Raw genomic sequence first — 15,448 nt, forward strand, 5'->3', positions numbered from 1 at the left:
AGAAATCCTCATTACTCGGCGGCGATGGCTTCCGGGCCATCCTCGTCGTCGTCCCCGTCGCTGATATCGTCGAGGTCGACCGAGAGGCCGAGCGAGCGCATTTCCTTGACCAGCACGTTGAAGCTTTCGGGGATCCCGGCTTCGAACGTGTCGTCGCCCTTGACGATCGCCTCGTACACCTTGGTACGGCCGATGACGTCGTCGGACTTCACGGTCAGCATTTCCTGCAGCGTGTAGGCGGCACCGTAGGCCTGGAGTGCCCAGACCTCCATTTCTCCGAAGCGCTGACCGCCGAACTGGGCCTTACCGCCCAGCGGCTGCTGGGTGACGAGGCTGTACGGGCCGATCGAGCGGGCGTGGATCTTGTCGTCCACGAGGTGGTGCAGCTTGAGCATGTAGATGTACCCGACGGTCACCTTGCGGTCGAACGGTTCGCCCGTGCGGCCATCGTAGAGCGTGACCTGGCCCGACCGGTCGAGACCGGCTTTTTCGAGCATATCGGCCACGTCGGCTTCCTTGGCGCCGTCGAACACCGGGGTGCCCATCGGGACGCCGCCGACGAGGATCTGGGCCATTTCCATGACCTGATCATCGGTGCGCTTGGCGATCGTGTCCTTATACTTGTCGCCGTAAACGTCGACGAGCTTGGCACGAACCGTCTTCACGTCCTTGTCCGAGAGATCCTTGCCCTTGGCGTGCATCTCTTCGAGCATTTCGCCGATCTGCTTGCCGAGACCGCGTGCGGCCCAGCCCAGGTGCGTCTCGAAGATCTGCCCGACGTTCATGCGCGACGGCACGCCCAGCGGGTTCAAGACGATGTCGGCATGGGTCCCGTCCTCGAGGAAGGGCATGTCCTCGACCGGAAGGATCCGGCTGATGACACCCTTGTTCCCGTGACGGCCGGCCATCTTGTCGCCCGGCTGCAGCTTGCGCTTCACCGCGACAAAGACCTTGACCATCTTGAGCACGCCCGGGGGCAGCTCGTCACCGGCTTCCAGCTTGGCGACGCGATCTTCGTAGCGAGCGTCGATGACGCCAATCGCTTCGTCATACTGCGCCTTCAGGGCTTCGAGCTCTTCCTGGCGCTTCTCGGTCTTGACCGCGATCTTCCACCAGTCCTTCTGATCGACCTCGGCGAGCATCGCCTTGGTGATCTTCGAACCCTTCTTGATGCCCTTCGGCACGGCGGTCGCGGTCTGCCCGGTCAGCATGTCCTCGAGGCGCTTGTAGGTGGCGCGGTTGAGGATCGACTTCTCGTCGTAGCTGTCCTTCTTCAGGCGATCCTTCTCTTCGGTCTGGATCGCACGCGTACGGTCATCGATGTCGATGCCGTGACGGTTGAAGGTGCGCACGTCGACGATCGTACCGGCAACGCCCGGCGGCAGGCGGAGCGAGGTGTCGCGCACGTCGCTGGCCTTTTCACCGAAGATGGCGCGGAGGAGCTTTTCTTCCGGCGTCATCGGGCTTTCGCCCTTGGGCGTGATCTTGCCGACCAGAATGTCACCCGGTTCGACTTCGGCGCCGATGTAGACGATGCCCGCCTCGTCGAGGTTGCGCAGCGCTTCCTCGCCGACGTTGGGGATGTCGCGGGTGATGTCTTCCGGACCAAGCTTGGTATCGCGGGCGGCGACTTCGAATTCCTCGATGTGGATCGAGGTGAAGACGTCGTCCTTCACGATGCGTTCGCTGATCAGGATCGAGTCTTCGTAGTTGTAGCCGTTCCAAGGCATGAACGCGACGAGCACGTTCCGGCCGAGCGCGAGTTCACCATATTGCGTCGAAGGACCGTCGGCGATGATCTCGCCGCTTTCGACGGTGTCACCGACCTTCACCAGCGGACGCTGGTTGATGCAGGTGTTCTGGTTCGAGCGCTGGAACTTCTGCAGCGTATAGATGTCCACGCCCGATTCCCCGGCGTGGATGTCCTCGGTGACGCGAACGACGATACGCGTGGCGTCGACCTGGTCGATCACGCCGGCGCGCTTGGCGGCGATCGCCGCACCGGAGTCGCGCGCGACGGTTTCTTCCATGCCGGTGCCGACGAACGGCGCATCGGCCTGGACCAGCGGCACCGCCTGGCGCTGCATGTTCGAGCCCATGAGCGCGCGGTTCGCGTCATCGTTTTCGAGGAACGGGATGAGCGAGGCCGCGACCGACACGAGCTGCTTGGGGCTCACGTCCATCAGGGTGATTTGCTCACGCTGCGCCATCAGGAATTCGCCGGCCTGGCGGCTCGAGACGATTTCCTCGACGAAGCTACCGTCCTTGTTCAGTTCGGCGTTCGCCTGCGCGATCGTGTGCTTCTGCTCTTCCATCGCTGAGAGATAGACGACCTCGCCGGTCACCTTGTTGTCCTTCACCACGCGGTACGGCGTTTCGATGAAGCCGTACTTGTTCACGCGGCTGAAGCTGGCGAGCGAGTTGATGAGGCCGATGTTGGGACCTTCAGGCGTCTCGATCGGGCAGATACGACCGTAGTGCGTCGGGTGGACGTCGCGGACTTCGAAGCCGGCGCGCTCACGCGTGAGACCGCCCGGGCCGAGCGCCGAAACGCGGCGCTTGTGGGTGACTTCCGACAGCGGGTTGGTCTGGTCCATGAACTGCGACAGCTGCGAGCTGCCGAAAAATTCGCGGACCGCGGCCACCGCCGGCTTCGCGTTGATGAGGTCGTTGGGCATGACGGTCGAGACGTCGACCGAGCTCATACGCTCCTTGACCGCGCGCTCCATGCGAAGGAGGCCGACGCGATACTGGTTTTCCAGCAGTTCGCCGACCGAACGCACGCGGCGGTTGGCGAGGTTGTCGATGTCGTCGATCTCGCCCTTGCCGTCCTTGAGGTCCACGAGGGTCTTCACGACCGCCATGATGTCTTCACGGCGCAGCGTGGTGACCGTGTCCTCGGCGTCGAGGTCGAGGCGCATGTTCAGCTTCACGCGGCCGACGGCCGAGAGGTCATAGCGCTCCGGATCGAAGAACAGGCCGTGGAACAGCGCGTCCGCGGTTTCGCGGGTGGGCGGCTCGCCCGGGCGCATCACGCGATAAATATCGGCCAGTGCCTGGTCGGTATCCTCGGCCTTGTCGGCCTTCAGCGTGTTGCGGATCCAGGGACCGGTGTTGACGTAGTCGATGTCGAGCAGTTCGAGGCGGTCGATGCCCGCCGCGTCCATCTTCTCGAGATTTTCCGCCGACACTTCGTCGCCAGCCTCGATGTAGATCTCGCCCGTCTTCTCGTTGATCAGGTCGAACGCGCTGAAGCGGCCGAAGATTTCTTCGGTCGGGATGACGAGGTTCTTGAGACCGTCATTCTCGGCCTTCTTGGCCTTGCGCGGGGTGATCTTCTCGCCCGCTGCGAAGACGACTTCGCCAGTCTTGGCGTCGACGATGTCGAACGCCGGCTTCTGGGCGCGCCAGGCTTCCGCCTTGAACGGGATTTCCCAACCATTCTTGCCGCGCTTGTAGGTCACGGTGTCATAGAAGTGCTCGAGAATCTCTTCGCTGGTCAGGCCAAGCGCGTAGAGCAGGGTCGTGACCGGCAGCTTGCGCTTGCGGTCGATACGCACGTTGACGATGTCCTTGGCGTCGAACTCGAAGTCGAGCCAGCTGCCGCGATAAGGGATGACGCGCGCGGCGAAGAGATATTTGCCGCTCGAGTGGGTCTTGCCGCGGTCATGGTCGAACAGCACGCCGGGCGAACGGTGCATCTGCGAGACAATAACGCGCTCGGTGCCGTTGACGATGAAGGTGCCGTTGTGGGTCATCAACGGCATGTCGCCCATATAGACGTCCTGCTCCTTGATATCGATGACCGACTTGGCTTCGGTGTCGGGGTCGATCTCGAAGCTGGTTAGGCGCAGCGTGACGCGCATCGGCGCGGCATAGGTGAGGCCGCGCTGGCGGCACTCGTCGGTGTCGAACTTGGGCTCTTCGAGTTCATAACCGTCGAAATCGAGATGCGCGGTGCCGGCAAAGTCCTGGATCGGGAAGACGCCGCGGAGGGTCTTCTCGAGGCCCGAGATATATCCGTCCGCGGGACGCGAACGAAGAAACTCGTCATAGCTTTCACGCTGAACCTCGATGAGGTTCGGCATTTCGCTGATTTCGTGAATGTTGCCGAAGATCTTGCGGATCCGGCGTGACTTGTCGACACCGGTCGTAAGAGCCGGCACGTCTTTCGCTTTGGTTGCCATCTGCTTCCCTGCGCTTGCGGAGAGCGGGCGCGCGACATCGCATCGCCAGCCTCCATTTCGAGTCTGCTGCGCGGTTCCCGGCAGTCCTTTTCCCATTCGTTCAGGCCGTGCGCGGTTCGACCCGTGTCCCGGAAAAGGCAGGAGAGCTCCGGACGCAGCGGATGCTGCGGCGGAGCCACATGTCTTTTGGATGGCCCCCATATAGGCCTCTGTAGGAAAAGCGCAAGAGGGCGCGCGGCAGACCGGCGGCGCCAGCACGAGCATCGAGCACGATCATCGTTTTTCGATATTATCGATTGACAATAAGGTTTCGCTCACTTATCGAAAAACAATAAGGCGCCGGGTGGGCGTCGTGGAAAAGGGTTTTTCGATGACACAAGGGACGAAGCGCGACGGCCTGCTGGCGACGTTGCGGCTATTCATCAAATTCCTGCGCGGCCTGTCGGTGATCGGCATGGTGCTGCTGGGCGGGATCGCGATCATCTTTGCGGTGCTCCCGCCTTCGGGGCTCGAAGATGTCGGCAAGGACATGACCAAGCTGCATGCGCTCGCCCTCTCGTTCATGTTGATCGGCGCGGTTGCGATCCTGGTGATGCTGTTCGTGGCGCTCGGCAAGCTGCTCGAGATCGTCGCCACGGTCGAAGAGGGCGATCCGTTCGTGCCTGAAAATGCCGAGCGGCTGGAGCGGATGGCGTGGCTCGCCACTTACACGATCCCGATCATGGTCGTGATCGTCGGGCTCGCGGTCTGGCTCAAGGGCGTGGTCGAAGGCATCGAACTCGACGCGCAGTTCGACTTCGGCGTGGTGTTGCTGGCGTTGTTCCTGTTCGTGCTCGCGCGCGTCTTCCGCCACGGCACCGAGATGCGACGCGATCTCGAAGGGACCGTGTGATGCCGATCCGCATCCACCTCGATCGCAAGCTCGAAGAGAGGGGACTGACCCTCACCGAGCTTTCCGAGCGGCTGGGCATGACGCTCGCCAACCTGTCGATCCTCAAGACCGGGAAAGCGCGTGCGGTGCGCTTCTCGACCCTCGAGGCCCTGTGCCGGGAACTGGATTGCCAGCCCGGCGACCTCATCAGCTTTTCACAAGAAGGAGAATGACCATGACTTTCGCACTCATTTTTACCGGACTGGCCGTTGCGGCGGTTTCGGTCGTAGTCGCGATGTTGGCATCGCGCCGCCGCGCGTCGCGCTAGGCTTACGCCGTCCGGAGACCAGCCATGCTAGCTACCGAAGTCGTCAGCGCACTTGGGCAACTTGCCGTCGTGCTCGTTATCGTGACGTTGGCATGGGCGATTTTCGGACGGCGGCGGGCGGGCTGGCGCGAATGGCTCGGCCTCGGTTGGCCGCCAGCAGGGTGGTGGAAGGGTGCGCTGCTGATCGTTGCTGCGCTCGCTGCGATCAAGATCCCGCTCTTCACCCTGACCCCCCTCGTCGAAATCACAAGCGGCGAAAATACCGTCGGCGGCATGCTGTCGGGCAAGGGCTGGAGTGCGGAAATCATCGCGACCATCCTGGTCATGGCGCTGGTTAAGACGGCGCTGACCGAGGAAATCCTCTTTCGCGGCTTGATCGCCAAGCGGCTGATCGGCCGGCTGGGCTTCACAATCGGTAATTTCCTCCAGGCACTTCTGTTTGCGGGCGTCCACCTTCTCATCTTCCTCGCCCCCGGAGCACCCGAGATGTCGTTGGCCTCGGTGTCGGCGTTCTTCCTGCTCCCCTTCGTCGCCGGATGGTTGATGGCCTATGCCAACGAGCGTTGGGGCGGAGGCACAATATGGCCCGGCTGGATCATCCACGGCGTCGGCAACGTCATCGCCTATGCGGTGTTCGCAGCGGCCTGACCGTTGGTCGAAAGAGACGGAGAGGCGGCTTGCCAAGTGGGCGACTGCCTTCCATCGTCCCCGCAACAGGAACAGGGGACAACACATGAAAGCATGGATCTTGGGCGCAGCCAGCATGGTTGTTTTCGCGAGTGTGGCGCACGCGCAGGAAACCGAATTTCGGGCGATCACCAACGATGTCGATATCGGATACGTGAAGGTCGATCGCGATGGCGACCGGATCACGGTCGAGACCGACATCAAGCAAAACGGGCGCGGACCGACGACTAACGAGGTCATCGTGCTGGGCGAGGATGGCATTCCGGTAAGCTGGAATGTCGGCGGCACCACGACCTTCGGTTCGACGATCGACGAATATTATCGCATCGAGGATGGACGCGCGGTCTGGATGGATGCCGCCGGAGGCGGATCGGCCGACACGCCAGCCTATTATGTGACCATGAACGGCAGCGGCATGCTGCTGTCCGAGTTGCTGGTGAATGACGAGGACATGGCGATGCCAGTCCTGCCCGGAGGCACCGCGCGGCTCGAAGCCATCGAAAGCTACACCTTTGACGGAGAGGGCGGGCCGGTCGAAACGACCACGTATGCGCTGTCGGGGCTGAGCTCGGCGCCGTCCTACGTGACGCTCGATGCCGACGGGCGCTACTTCGCCTCGGCCTCTCCGGGGTTCGCGATGGTTCGCAAGGGGTATGAGGATGCCCAGACGCGGTTGCGCGAAAGGGCGGCGGATTACTCGGCGCAGCGCCTTTCCGGGCTTCAGGAAAAATACGCGCGCACCTTCGAGGGGCCAGTGCGGATCACCAACGTCCACGTATTCGACAGCATCAGAAAGACGCGCGGCGAGATGGTCGACGTCGTCATGGCGGGCGACCGCATCGCGCTGATCGAGCCGAACGGCAGCACGCCGAGCGAAGGCGAGACGGTGATCGACGGGGCGGGCGGCACGCTGGTCCCGGGCATGTATGAGATGCACGGCCATGTCGGACAGGAATCGGCGCTGAGCAATATTCTGACCGGGGTCACTTCGATCCGCGATGTCGGCAACCGCAACGACGTGCTCGACACGCTGATCGAGCGGATCGAGAAGGGCGAGATTGCGGGGCCGCGCATCACGCGCTCGGGCTTCATCGAAGGCAAGAGTGAATTCTCCTCGCGGACCGGCAAGCTGGTCGACAGCAAGGAGGCGGCGATCGAGGCGGTGCGTTGGTACGGCGCGCGCGGTTTCTGGGGGATCAAGCTTTACAATTCGATGCGAGCCGACTGGAATGCCGCGGCGATCGAGGAAGCGCACAGACTGGGGATGAAGGTGCATGGCCACGTGCCGGCCTTCGCCACCGCCGACGAGATGATCGCGGCGGGCTATGACGAGATTACCCACGCCAACCAGGCGATGCTGGGCTGGGTGATCGAGAAGGACGAGGATACGCGGACGCTGTTCCGGTTTACTGCAATGAAGCGTTTTCCGGCGCTTTCGATCGACGAGGGGCCGGTAGCGGCGACGCTCGACGAGATGGCGGCCAAGGGGGTGGCGCACGATCCTACACTGGTCATCCACGAGCTGGGACTGGGCGCGGAGAATGGGAAGATCCGCCCGGGGTTCGAAGAAATCTATCCCAACATGCCCTCTGAATCGCAGCGAGCGATGAAGCAGGAACTGTTCGGGACGAGCGGGCCTGAAGAGCGCGCCGAATATGTCGCGGCCTACGAGTTCATCAAGGACGTGCTCACCGCGATGCACGAACGCGGGATCATGCTCGTGCCCGGTACCGACATGGGCGGTGGCTATAATTATCATCGCGAGTTGCAGCTATTCGAAGAGCTGGGCATGAGCCGCGAGGAAGTGCTCGCGCGCGCGACCATCGATATGGCGCGCTACCTGGGGCAGGAAGAGGATCTGGGGTCGATCGAGAAGGGCAAATATGCCGACTTCTTCCTGGTCGACGGCGATCCGACGGCGGATCTCAAGGATCTCAAGAAAATCTCGATGGTGGCCAAGGGCGGGGCGATCTACTTCCCCGCCGAAGTGCAGCCGGAATTCGGGATCACTCCGTTCACGGGTGTGCCGACCATCTTGAGCGAATAGAAGCGCAAACGGGCGCCCGCTCTCACCAGCGGGCGCCCGTGCCCCCCGCGTCGAGCAGGGGATGGCCGGCAGGATTCGGCTAGCTGGTGACCGTGACCGTCGTCCCGATGTCGGTTTCGGCGAACAGCTCTGCGGCAAATTCGTGCGGCAGTCGGATGCAGCCGTGGCTGGCGGGGTAGCCCGGCAATCTGCCCGCATGGAGCGCGATGCCGTCCCAGGTCAGTCGCTGCATGTAGGGCATGGGCGCATCGTCGTAGAGGTTGGAATAATGTTCGACATTCTTCTCGAGAATTTCGAACGTGCCGGTGGGCGTATCATGGCCGGGCTTACCCGACGAAATGGTCGAGACGCCGACGAGAATGCCCGACTTCATGACGTAGGCCTTCTGGTCCGACAGGTCGACGACGATCGACGTGTTACCGTTGACTGCCCTGGCGTCGAGCCAGGCGAATTCGCCGGGCGCGAGATCGTCGATCGCGGCGTTCATGTGGAGCTGTGACTTGGCGCGCGAGGCGAGGCCTTCGCGAGCGAGATGCTTGTCCATCTCGCTGGGCGGGGCTTCGCGGAATTCGAAGGGGCTACTATTTTCATCCGCCGACGCGATGCCGGGGGAGGTGGTGGCAAGCGCCAGGCCGAGCGCGGCCGTGGCTGCGCCAACAAAGGCGAGCGATTTCATCGTCTTGTGTCTTTCAAGCTAACTGCGATTGAAAGACCAATCCGCAAACCGGAACCCAGTTCCAATAGAGCCGCAACCGTAACGATCTATGCTCTGGAGAGCGCGTTGGGCGGTTTTCTGGATGCGCCGAACCGTTTATTTCGAGCGCTTCTCTTGGACAATAAAACGGGCGCTCCGAGGGGAGTCGGAGCGCCCGAGGAAGCCCTGGCCGAAAACGCAGGCCCGGGGGGTGGGTCGATTAAAGGTCGACGGGCAGCAGCACACCGTCGATCACGTGGACCGTGCCGTTCGAGGCGTTGATGTTCTGCTTCACGACGTTGAAGACGTTACCGTCGACATCCTGCAGCTGAATCTTGCCGTTCTTCACCATCACGGTGAGCGTCCCGCCGCCAACGGTTTCGACCTCGAGCGAGGAACCGTTGCGATTGGCCGCGGCGATGATGTTACCCGACTTCAGGTCACCCGGAATGACATGATAGAGCAGCACGTCGGTGAGCAGGCCGTTGGGATCCGCGAGCGCTGCGTCGAGCAAGCCGTCAGGCATGTTCGCGAAAGCGCTGTTGCTGGGCGCAAGCACGGTGAAGGGGCCATCGCCGGCAAGCGTTTCGGCAAGTCCGGCCGCGACGACCGCAGTTTCGAGCGTGCTCAGGTTTTCATTGGCGACCGCGAGGTCGGTGATGGTCTTGTTTCCACCCGCGCTGGCCGGAACGCTCAGGGCGATGGCGGCGGCGGCAAAGGCGATCGTGATCTTGCGAAGTTTCATTGGGTGTCTCCCTCTGGTCGAAACGGGTCCCCACCCGGCGCAATATGCGCCCCTTCGATGGTCGAGTTTTTAGGGAAGACGAGGGGCCACCGACATACAGCTAATGGTCCCACGGTCCTTGTGCCGTAAGGCGGGCGGGCAATGAACGCCCGCCCGTGCGCAAACCTACGGCAGCAGAACGCCGTCGATGACGTGAATGACGCCATTGGACTGACGAAGGTCGGCGGCCGTGATGTTGAAGGTATTCCCGGAATTGTCCTTCACGAGGATGCCGTGGTCGGTGACCATGAACCGCAGCAGGTCGCCCTGGACCGTTTCGAGCGCGACGGTGCCGTTGGAGCGCTTGGCGAGACGTGCGATGTCGGCCGCGCGCACGTTACCTGCAACGACGTGATAAGTGAGAATGTCGGTCAGCGCGCCCTTCTGACTTGGCTGCAGCAGGCTATCGAGCGTGCCGGCCGGAAGCTTCGAAAATGCGCGATCGGTCGGTGCGAAGACGGTGAAGGGGCCGTCCGACGACAGCGTCCCCACGAGGTCGGCAGCTTTGACCGCAGCGACGAGTGTCTCGAAATCGTCGTTCGAGGCGGCGGCTTCGACGATGGTGGTCGACGGGCGCGGATGTTCGGCCGCGGCCGGAACGGCGAGCGTCGTCGCGAGGGCCAGTGCGGCAAGGGTGGTCTTCATCATGTCTCTTCTCCTTTTGGGGGCGTTCCATGTTTGGAATGCGCCTGGAGCTACGAGACCCGATGCTCGGCGGATGCATCGCCGGTGGAAATTTTTTCTAGACGGTCGTGAGGACGCCCTCGGCGACCGTGTCGCCCGTTGGCTCGGTGACCGGTTGGCCGACCGGTTCAAAGGTGATCATCATCTCCGTCCCGGCGGGGAGATCGGACTCCGCGACCGCGGCAACGCCGCCCTTAACGGCCGAAAACGTGCCGAGCGGGCGAGGCGTTTCTCCGTCGACCGAGACCCATAGTTGCGCATTGTGACCGTCGGGGATCGGCATGGGCCCGGGCATGGTCAGGCGCGCATCGTCAGGATCGTAGATCGCAACCTTGGGCTGATCGAGGCCGACCACGTCGAACGCGGCGACGAGCGTCGGGGACGCAGGCTGCTCGACCGGTGCGACGGGATCAGGCGAGGTCAGCATGACGGTGCTGACGACCGCGAGCGCAGCGGTGGCGAGAAGCGCGGCAGGCTTCCACCAGCGCGATGTGACCGGTCCGGGATCGTTGGCCGCGAGCACACGTGCTTCCAGCGAGGCAGGCGGCTCTTCGGAAGGCACTTGTGGGAAGAGCGTGGCGAAATGGTCGCGCCAGCGTTCGACCTCCCGCGCGAAGGCAGGATCGGAAAGCTGGCGGCGCAGCGCCTCGGCGCGCTCCTCGCCCTCGAGCAGCCCGAGCGCCAGTTCGGCGGCCATGTTGTCGGCGGCATCATTCGTCATCGTTCAAACAGTCCTTCAAGGCCATCAGGCCGCGGCGCACGCGGCTCTTCATCGTTCCGAGCGCCACGCCCTCCTTTTCCGCCAATTCGGAATAGGTCAGCCCGTTGAAAAAGGCGGTGCGGATCGCTTTGCGCTGGTCCTCGCCAAGCTTGTCCAGGCACAAATGGAGGCGCGCGCTCTGCTCGTCGGCGAGTATGAGGTCGTCCGCCGCCGGATTCTCGTCGGGAAGGTCGGCAATCTCCTCCACACCGGTCCGCTGGCGACGCCCCTGCTTCCGTTTCCAATCAATCGCCTTGTTGCGCGCAACAGTGGCGAGCCAGGTGACGGGGCTGACCCGCCCGGGTTCATAGGCCCCCGCGCGACGCCAGATTGTCATGTAGGTCTCGCTCATCACGTCCTCCGCAGCCGCCCTCGACCCGCAGATACGAAGGCAGATGCCAAAAAGCTTCGCGGACGATAGGCGGTAGAGGGTGCGAAACGCGCCGTGATCCTCGCGCCCGGTCTCGACGAGGGCGGCTTCGAGCGCGACACGGTCCTGCTGGTTCGATCGTCTGGGCGCTCCGCTCATGGGCGGCAAGGCTAAGGTGAGGGCAGGGAAAAGGGAAGGGAGGCGTAACCGGCGAGGGCTTGGCGACGAATGGGAAAACGAGCCGACTGCCCGCCGGCACAGGAAAGGCCCCGCATGAAACGCATCGTCATCTTGACCGTAACTCACCTTGTCGCGCTTGCGATCGGGTTCGGGGTCGGCATCTACTTTCTACCGATCCTGACCGCCGAACCAGCGCCGCCGACCGAAATCCTCGCCCAACAGGCGGAGGCCGCTAACTATTCGGCCGAGCTGACGCGCGACCTGCGCGGGAGCGATGCGTTGCACTGGGGCGAGGGGACGATCAGCCTGACGAGCGAGACGATCTCGCACCAGGGCAAGCTGGCGCCGGGGCCGGATTACTACGTCTATCTCACGCGCGAGTTCGTCGAGCATGAGGACGCGTTCGAACCGATCAAGGACAGTGCGGTGCGTGTGGGAATGGTGCGCAGCTTCGACGGCTTCATCCTCGATCTGCCCGAGGGCATCGACCTGGAGGATTACACGAGCGTCGTGATCTGGTGCGAGAGTTTCGGCGAATTCATCACGGCGGCGCGCTACTGCGAAGGCTGACACAAAAAAGGGCCGGTCCGAAGACCAGCCCTTTTCCGTTTTTCCGAAAACCGGAAAGATCGCGTCTTAGCTTACTTGAGCTCGACGGTGCCGCCAGCGGCTTCGATCTTTTCCTTGATTTCGTTGGCTTCGTCCTTCGAAGCACCTTCCTTGAGGGGCTTCGGAGCGCCTTCGACGAGCGCCTTGGCTTCGCCAAGACCCAGGCCGGTGATGGCACGGACTTCCTTGATGACGTTGATCTTCTTGCCACCGTCGCCGGTGAGGATCACGTCGAACTCGTCCTTTTCTTCGGCCGCAGCGGCGTCACCGCCACCGGCACCCGGCGCCGCAACAGCGACAGCCGCCGAGGCGCTCACGCCCCACTTTTCTTCGAGCATCTTCGAGAGCTCGGCAGCTTCGAGAACGGTCAGTTCCGAAAGCTGGTCAACAATCTTTTCAAGATCAGCCATTTTTCACTCCTTGGGTGAACCCCTTAGGGTTCGTCGTTTTCGTATGTCTAAAGAACCAAATCTAAAATCAGGCCGCTGCCTTGGCGCTCAACACGCGAGCAACCAATGCTGCCGGTTCCTTCGAGATCTGGGCGATCTTGGTTGCCGGGGCCTGGATGAGGCCGACAATCTTGCCGCGCAGTTCGTCGAGGGAAGGCAGCTCGGCGAGAGCCTTGATCCCGTTCACGTCGAGGACGGTCTCACCCATCGCGCCACCAACGATCTCGAACTGATCGTTGGCCTTGGCGAATTCGACTGCGATCTTCGCAGCCGCGACGGGGTCTTCCGACGTTGCCAGTGCGGTCGGGCCTTTCAAAAGGTCACCGATCGGCTGGTAAGTCGAACCCTCGAGCGCGATCAGGGCCAGCCGGTTCTTCGCAACTTTGAACTGGGCACCAGCATCGCGCATCTTCGTGCGAAGTTCCGACGACTGGGCGACCGTCAAACCGTTGTTACGGGTGACGACGACCACGCCGGTATCGGCGAAGACATTCTTCAGCTCGGCGACCAGATCCGCTTTTTGCGAACGATCCATGCCATACTCCTAATCGTTCCGCCTGTCGGCCCATCCGACAAGCGGTTTGGAACGACGAGCTAGCCCGCCATTCCGAAATGTCCGTGGGGTATGGAGATCGTGGGCCCAAGGCGCCGCATGGGTGCGGCAGAAGGGCCAAATTCTCTTTCCCCGTCTAGGCCGCAAATTAAGGGCAAATGCCCAGCAGCTGTCTCGGACGAGGCCCTCCCGAAGAAGGGCTCGGCGCGCTCTCTACGGATTTTCGACAAGCTGTCAACCGAATAGGGGACTTTTTCGAACGTTTTGCTATGGTTGCGACCATGGTCGACCGCCGCACGATGATCGCCGGACTGCTCACTGCCTTTCCCGCGGTGGCCTTCGTGCGCGAGGCGCGCGCGGTTGCCTATCCAAGCGTGCCGCTGCGCCGATGGATCGAAGGGCAGCGATCGATCGCTGCCGACCTGCGCGAGGGACGCCTGAGCGGGCGCGAATGGGCGGCGGAGGTGCGGCGCCTGGCGCGCGAGGTCGACGTTGCCGAGGTGCACGCGGCGCTTAAGCGTGCCGACGTCGGGTCGGTACGCCACGGCGCATCGAACGATCCCGAAATGCGCAACGTCTGGTTCATGGGCGCCGACGGCAAGCGAATGCGGCTGGGCTATGCGACCAAGCTGTTCGAATTCTCGCCGACCAACGTCGTGACGCCGCATGGGCATCGCCATATGGCGAGCGCGCACATGGTGATCGAGGGCAGTTTTCGCGTGCGCAACTTCGACCGGCTGCGCGAGGAACCCGACGCCCTGATCATCCGCCCGACGCGAGACGAGGTGATCGGGCTGGGCGCGGCGTCGACGATGAGCGACGAGAAGGACAATGTGCACTGGTTCGTGCCGCGCGGCGGTAAGCCGGCGACGACCTTCGACGTCATCATCTCCGGACTCGACGAGGACGAAGACCCCTACCGCATCATCGCCATCGACCCGGTGAACGCGAAGCCGCTGTCCGGCGGACGCCTGCGCGCGCCCAAGATGGGCTTCGAGGCTGCCTCGCAACGCTATACGGTCGACGTGTAGGCAATGAAAAAGGCCGGCGCGTTTCCGCACCGGCCTTTTCTTGTTCAGGCAGTCGCTTGCGACTTAGGCGCCTTCGATCTCCGAAAGGTCGATCTTGAGGCCCGGGCCCATCGTCGAGGTCATGGCGACCTTCTTGACGTACTTGCCCTTGGCGCCCGACGGCTTGGCCTTGACGACCGCGCCGACGAAGGCGTCGAAGTTTTCGCGAATGTCGGCTTCGCCAAAGCTCGCCTTGCCGATGCCGGCGTGGACGATGCCCGCCTTCTCGACGCGATACTGGACTTCACCGCCCTTGGCGGCTTCGACGGCGGCAGCCGGGTCGGGGGTCACGGTGCCGAGCTTCGGGTTGGGCATCAGGCCCTTGGGGCCGAGCACCTTACCGAGACGACCCACGACACCCATCATGTCCGGCGTCGCGATGACGCGGTCATAGTCGAGGTTGCCGTTCTGCATGTCTTCCATGAGGTCTTCGGCGCCGACCTTGTCCGCACCTGCCTTCTCGGCAGCTTCGGCCTTGTCGCCACGCGCGAACACGGCGACCTTGACGTCCTTGCCGGTGCCCTTGGGCAGCGCGACCATGCCACGGACCATCTGGTCGGCGTGACGCGGGTCGACACCCAGGTTCATTGCGACTTCGATGGTTTCATCCATCTTCTTTGACGCGAGTTCCTTGAGCAGCGAAATCGCTTCGTCGACGCCGTAAAGCTTGTCGTTGTCAGCCTTCTCAGCGACGATCTTTGCCTTCTTGGTGAGCTTGGCCATGATTAACCCTCCACCACTTCGAGGCCCATGGCGCGCGCCGAGCCTTCGATGATCTTCATCGCACCGTCGATGTCGTTGGCGTTCAGATCCGCCATCTTCATCTCGGCAATTTCCTTGACCTTGGAGCGCTGGATCGTGCCCGCGCTTTCCTTGCCAGGCTCGCTCGAGCCCTTCTTGATCTTGGCGTGCTTCTTCAGGAGGAAGCTCGCGGGCGGGGTCTTGGTCGTGAACGAGAAGCTGCGATCCGCATAGACCGTGATGGTCGTCGGGATCGGCATGTTCTTCTCGAGGTCCTGCGTCGCGGCGTTGAACGCCTTGCAGAATTCCATGATGTTGACGCCGCGCTGGCCCAGCGCGGGGCCGATCGGCGGGCTGGGGTTCGCGACGCCAGCCGGCACTTGCAGCTTGATATAGCCGGTGATCTTCTTGGCCATGCCAGAAGGTCCTTTCTT

16 protein-coding genes are annotated in these 15,448 nt (G+C 62.8%); 6 read left to right on the forward strand and 10 right to left on the reverse strand.

The genetic code is table 11. The features are described from left to right. Window positions 1-11: 11 nt before the first annotated feature. On the reverse strand, window positions 12-4,187 hold the full coding sequence (gene rpoB, locus KTQ36_RS04430; RefSeq protein ID WP_218632525.1) for a DNA-directed RNA polymerase subunit beta: 4,176 nt from the start codon (window positions 4,185-4,187) through the stop codon (window positions 12-14). 370 nt (window positions 4,188-4,557) lie between these two features. On the opposite strand from rpoB, the gene KTQ36_RS04435 reads away from it, so the two are divergent. From KTQ36_RS04435 to KTQ36_RS04450, 4 genes are all read left to right on the forward strand, one after another. Then, on the forward strand, window positions 4,558-5,079 hold the full coding sequence (locus KTQ36_RS04435; protein ID WP_218632526.1) for a DUF2975 domain-containing protein: 522 nt from the start codon (window positions 4,558-4,560) through the stop codon (window positions 5,077-5,079). Further along, on the forward strand, window positions 5,079-5,291 hold the full coding sequence (locus KTQ36_RS04440) for a helix-turn-helix domain-containing protein (protein WP_218632527.1): 213 nt from the start codon (window positions 5,079-5,081) through the stop codon (window positions 5,289-5,291). The genes KTQ36_RS04435 and KTQ36_RS04440 overlap by 1 nt, the downstream gene beginning before the upstream one ends. 119 nt (window positions 5,292-5,410) lie before the next feature. Continuing rightward, the gene (locus KTQ36_RS04445; RefSeq protein WP_218632528.1) at window positions 5,411-6,034 is read left to right on the forward strand and encodes a CPBP family intramembrane glutamic endopeptidase; all 624 of its coding nucleotides are present in this window, start codon (window positions 5,411-5,413) and stop codon (window positions 6,032-6,034) included. An 85-nt stretch (window positions 6,035-6,119) separates the two neighbouring features. Then, window positions 6,120-8,120, forward strand: coding sequence for an amidohydrolase family protein (locus tag KTQ36_RS04450; RefSeq protein ID WP_218632529.1), 2,001 nt, complete (start codon window positions 6,120-6,122; stop codon window positions 8,118-8,120). Window positions 8,121-8,199: 79 nt separating this feature from the next. Here KTQ36_RS04450 and KTQ36_RS04455 read toward each other — a convergent pair whose 3' ends face one another. From KTQ36_RS04455 to KTQ36_RS04475, 5 genes are all read right to left on the reverse strand, one after another. Beyond that, window positions 8,200-8,796: a L,D-transpeptidase family protein gene (locus tag KTQ36_RS04455; RefSeq protein ID WP_345777663.1), complete on the reverse strand. Its 597-nt coding sequence runs from the start codon at window positions 8,794-8,796 to the stop codon at window positions 8,200-8,202. A 238-nt stretch (window positions 8,797-9,034) separates the two neighbouring features. Then, on the reverse strand, window positions 9,035-9,559 hold the full coding sequence (locus KTQ36_RS04460; RefSeq protein ID WP_218632530.1) for a fasciclin domain-containing protein: 525 nt from the start codon (window positions 9,557-9,559) through the stop codon (window positions 9,035-9,037). Between the two features lie 165 nt (window positions 9,560-9,724). Next, the gene (locus KTQ36_RS04465) at window positions 9,725-10,246 is read right to left on the reverse strand and encodes a fasciclin domain-containing protein (protein ID WP_255554226.1); all 522 of its coding nucleotides are present in this window, start codon (window positions 10,244-10,246) and stop codon (window positions 9,725-9,727) included. Window positions 10,247-10,340: 94 nt separating this feature from the next. Beyond that, entirely contained in the window at window positions 10,341-11,003 is a 663-nt protein-coding gene (locus tag KTQ36_RS04470) for an anti-sigma factor (protein WP_218632531.1), read from the reverse strand. Continuing rightward, entirely contained in the window at window positions 10,993-11,571 is a 579-nt protein-coding gene (locus tag KTQ36_RS04475; RefSeq protein ID WP_218632532.1) for a sigma-70 family RNA polymerase sigma factor, read from the reverse strand. The genes KTQ36_RS04470 and KTQ36_RS04475 overlap by 11 nt, the downstream gene beginning before the upstream one ends. Before the next feature lie 114 nt (window positions 11,572-11,685). Between KTQ36_RS04475 and KTQ36_RS04480 the strand changes: the two genes are divergently transcribed. Continuing rightward, window positions 11,686-12,162, forward strand: coding sequence for a DM13 domain-containing protein (locus tag KTQ36_RS04480; RefSeq protein ID WP_218632533.1), 477 nt, complete (start codon window positions 11,686-11,688; stop codon window positions 12,160-12,162). A 71-nt stretch (window positions 12,163-12,233) separates the two neighbouring features. Here the strand turns inward: KTQ36_RS04480 and rplL are convergent, their stop codons facing one another. Continuing rightward, a complete protein-coding gene (gene rplL / locus KTQ36_RS04485) occupies window positions 12,234-12,611 on the reverse strand; it encodes a 50S ribosomal protein L7/L12 (protein WP_218632534.1) in 378 nt (125 codons plus the stop codon). A gap of 67 nt (window positions 12,612-12,678) precedes the next feature. Next, the gene (rplJ, locus tag KTQ36_RS04490; protein ID WP_218632535.1) at window positions 12,679-13,185 is read right to left on the reverse strand and encodes a 50S ribosomal protein L10; all 507 of its coding nucleotides are present in this window, start codon (window positions 13,183-13,185) and stop codon (window positions 12,679-12,681) included. Between the two features lie 287 nt (window positions 13,186-13,472). Between rplJ and KTQ36_RS04495 the strand changes: the two genes are divergently transcribed. Next, complete coding sequence (locus KTQ36_RS04495; protein WP_218632536.1) at window positions 13,473-14,234, forward strand: cupin domain-containing protein; 762 nt, start codon at window positions 13,473-13,475, stop codon at window positions 14,232-14,234. A 63-nt stretch (window positions 14,235-14,297) separates the two neighbouring features. Here KTQ36_RS04495 and rplA read toward each other — a convergent pair whose 3' ends face one another. Next, window positions 14,298-14,996: a 50S ribosomal protein L1 gene (gene rplA, locus KTQ36_RS04500; RefSeq protein WP_218632537.1), complete on the reverse strand. Its 699-nt coding sequence runs from the start codon at window positions 14,994-14,996 to the stop codon at window positions 14,298-14,300. Window positions 14,997-14,998: 2 nt separating this feature from the next. After that, entirely contained in the window at window positions 14,999-15,430 is a 432-nt protein-coding gene (gene rplK / locus KTQ36_RS04505) for a 50S ribosomal protein L11 (protein WP_218632538.1), read from the reverse strand. Between the last annotated feature and the right edge of the window lie 18 nt (window positions 15,431-15,448).

The sequence above is a fragment of the Sphingomicrobium clamense genome, assembly GCF_019264355.1.
Lineage (GTDB): Bacteria > Pseudomonadota > Alphaproteobacteria > Sphingomonadales > Sphingomonadaceae > Sphingomicrobium > Sphingomicrobium clamense.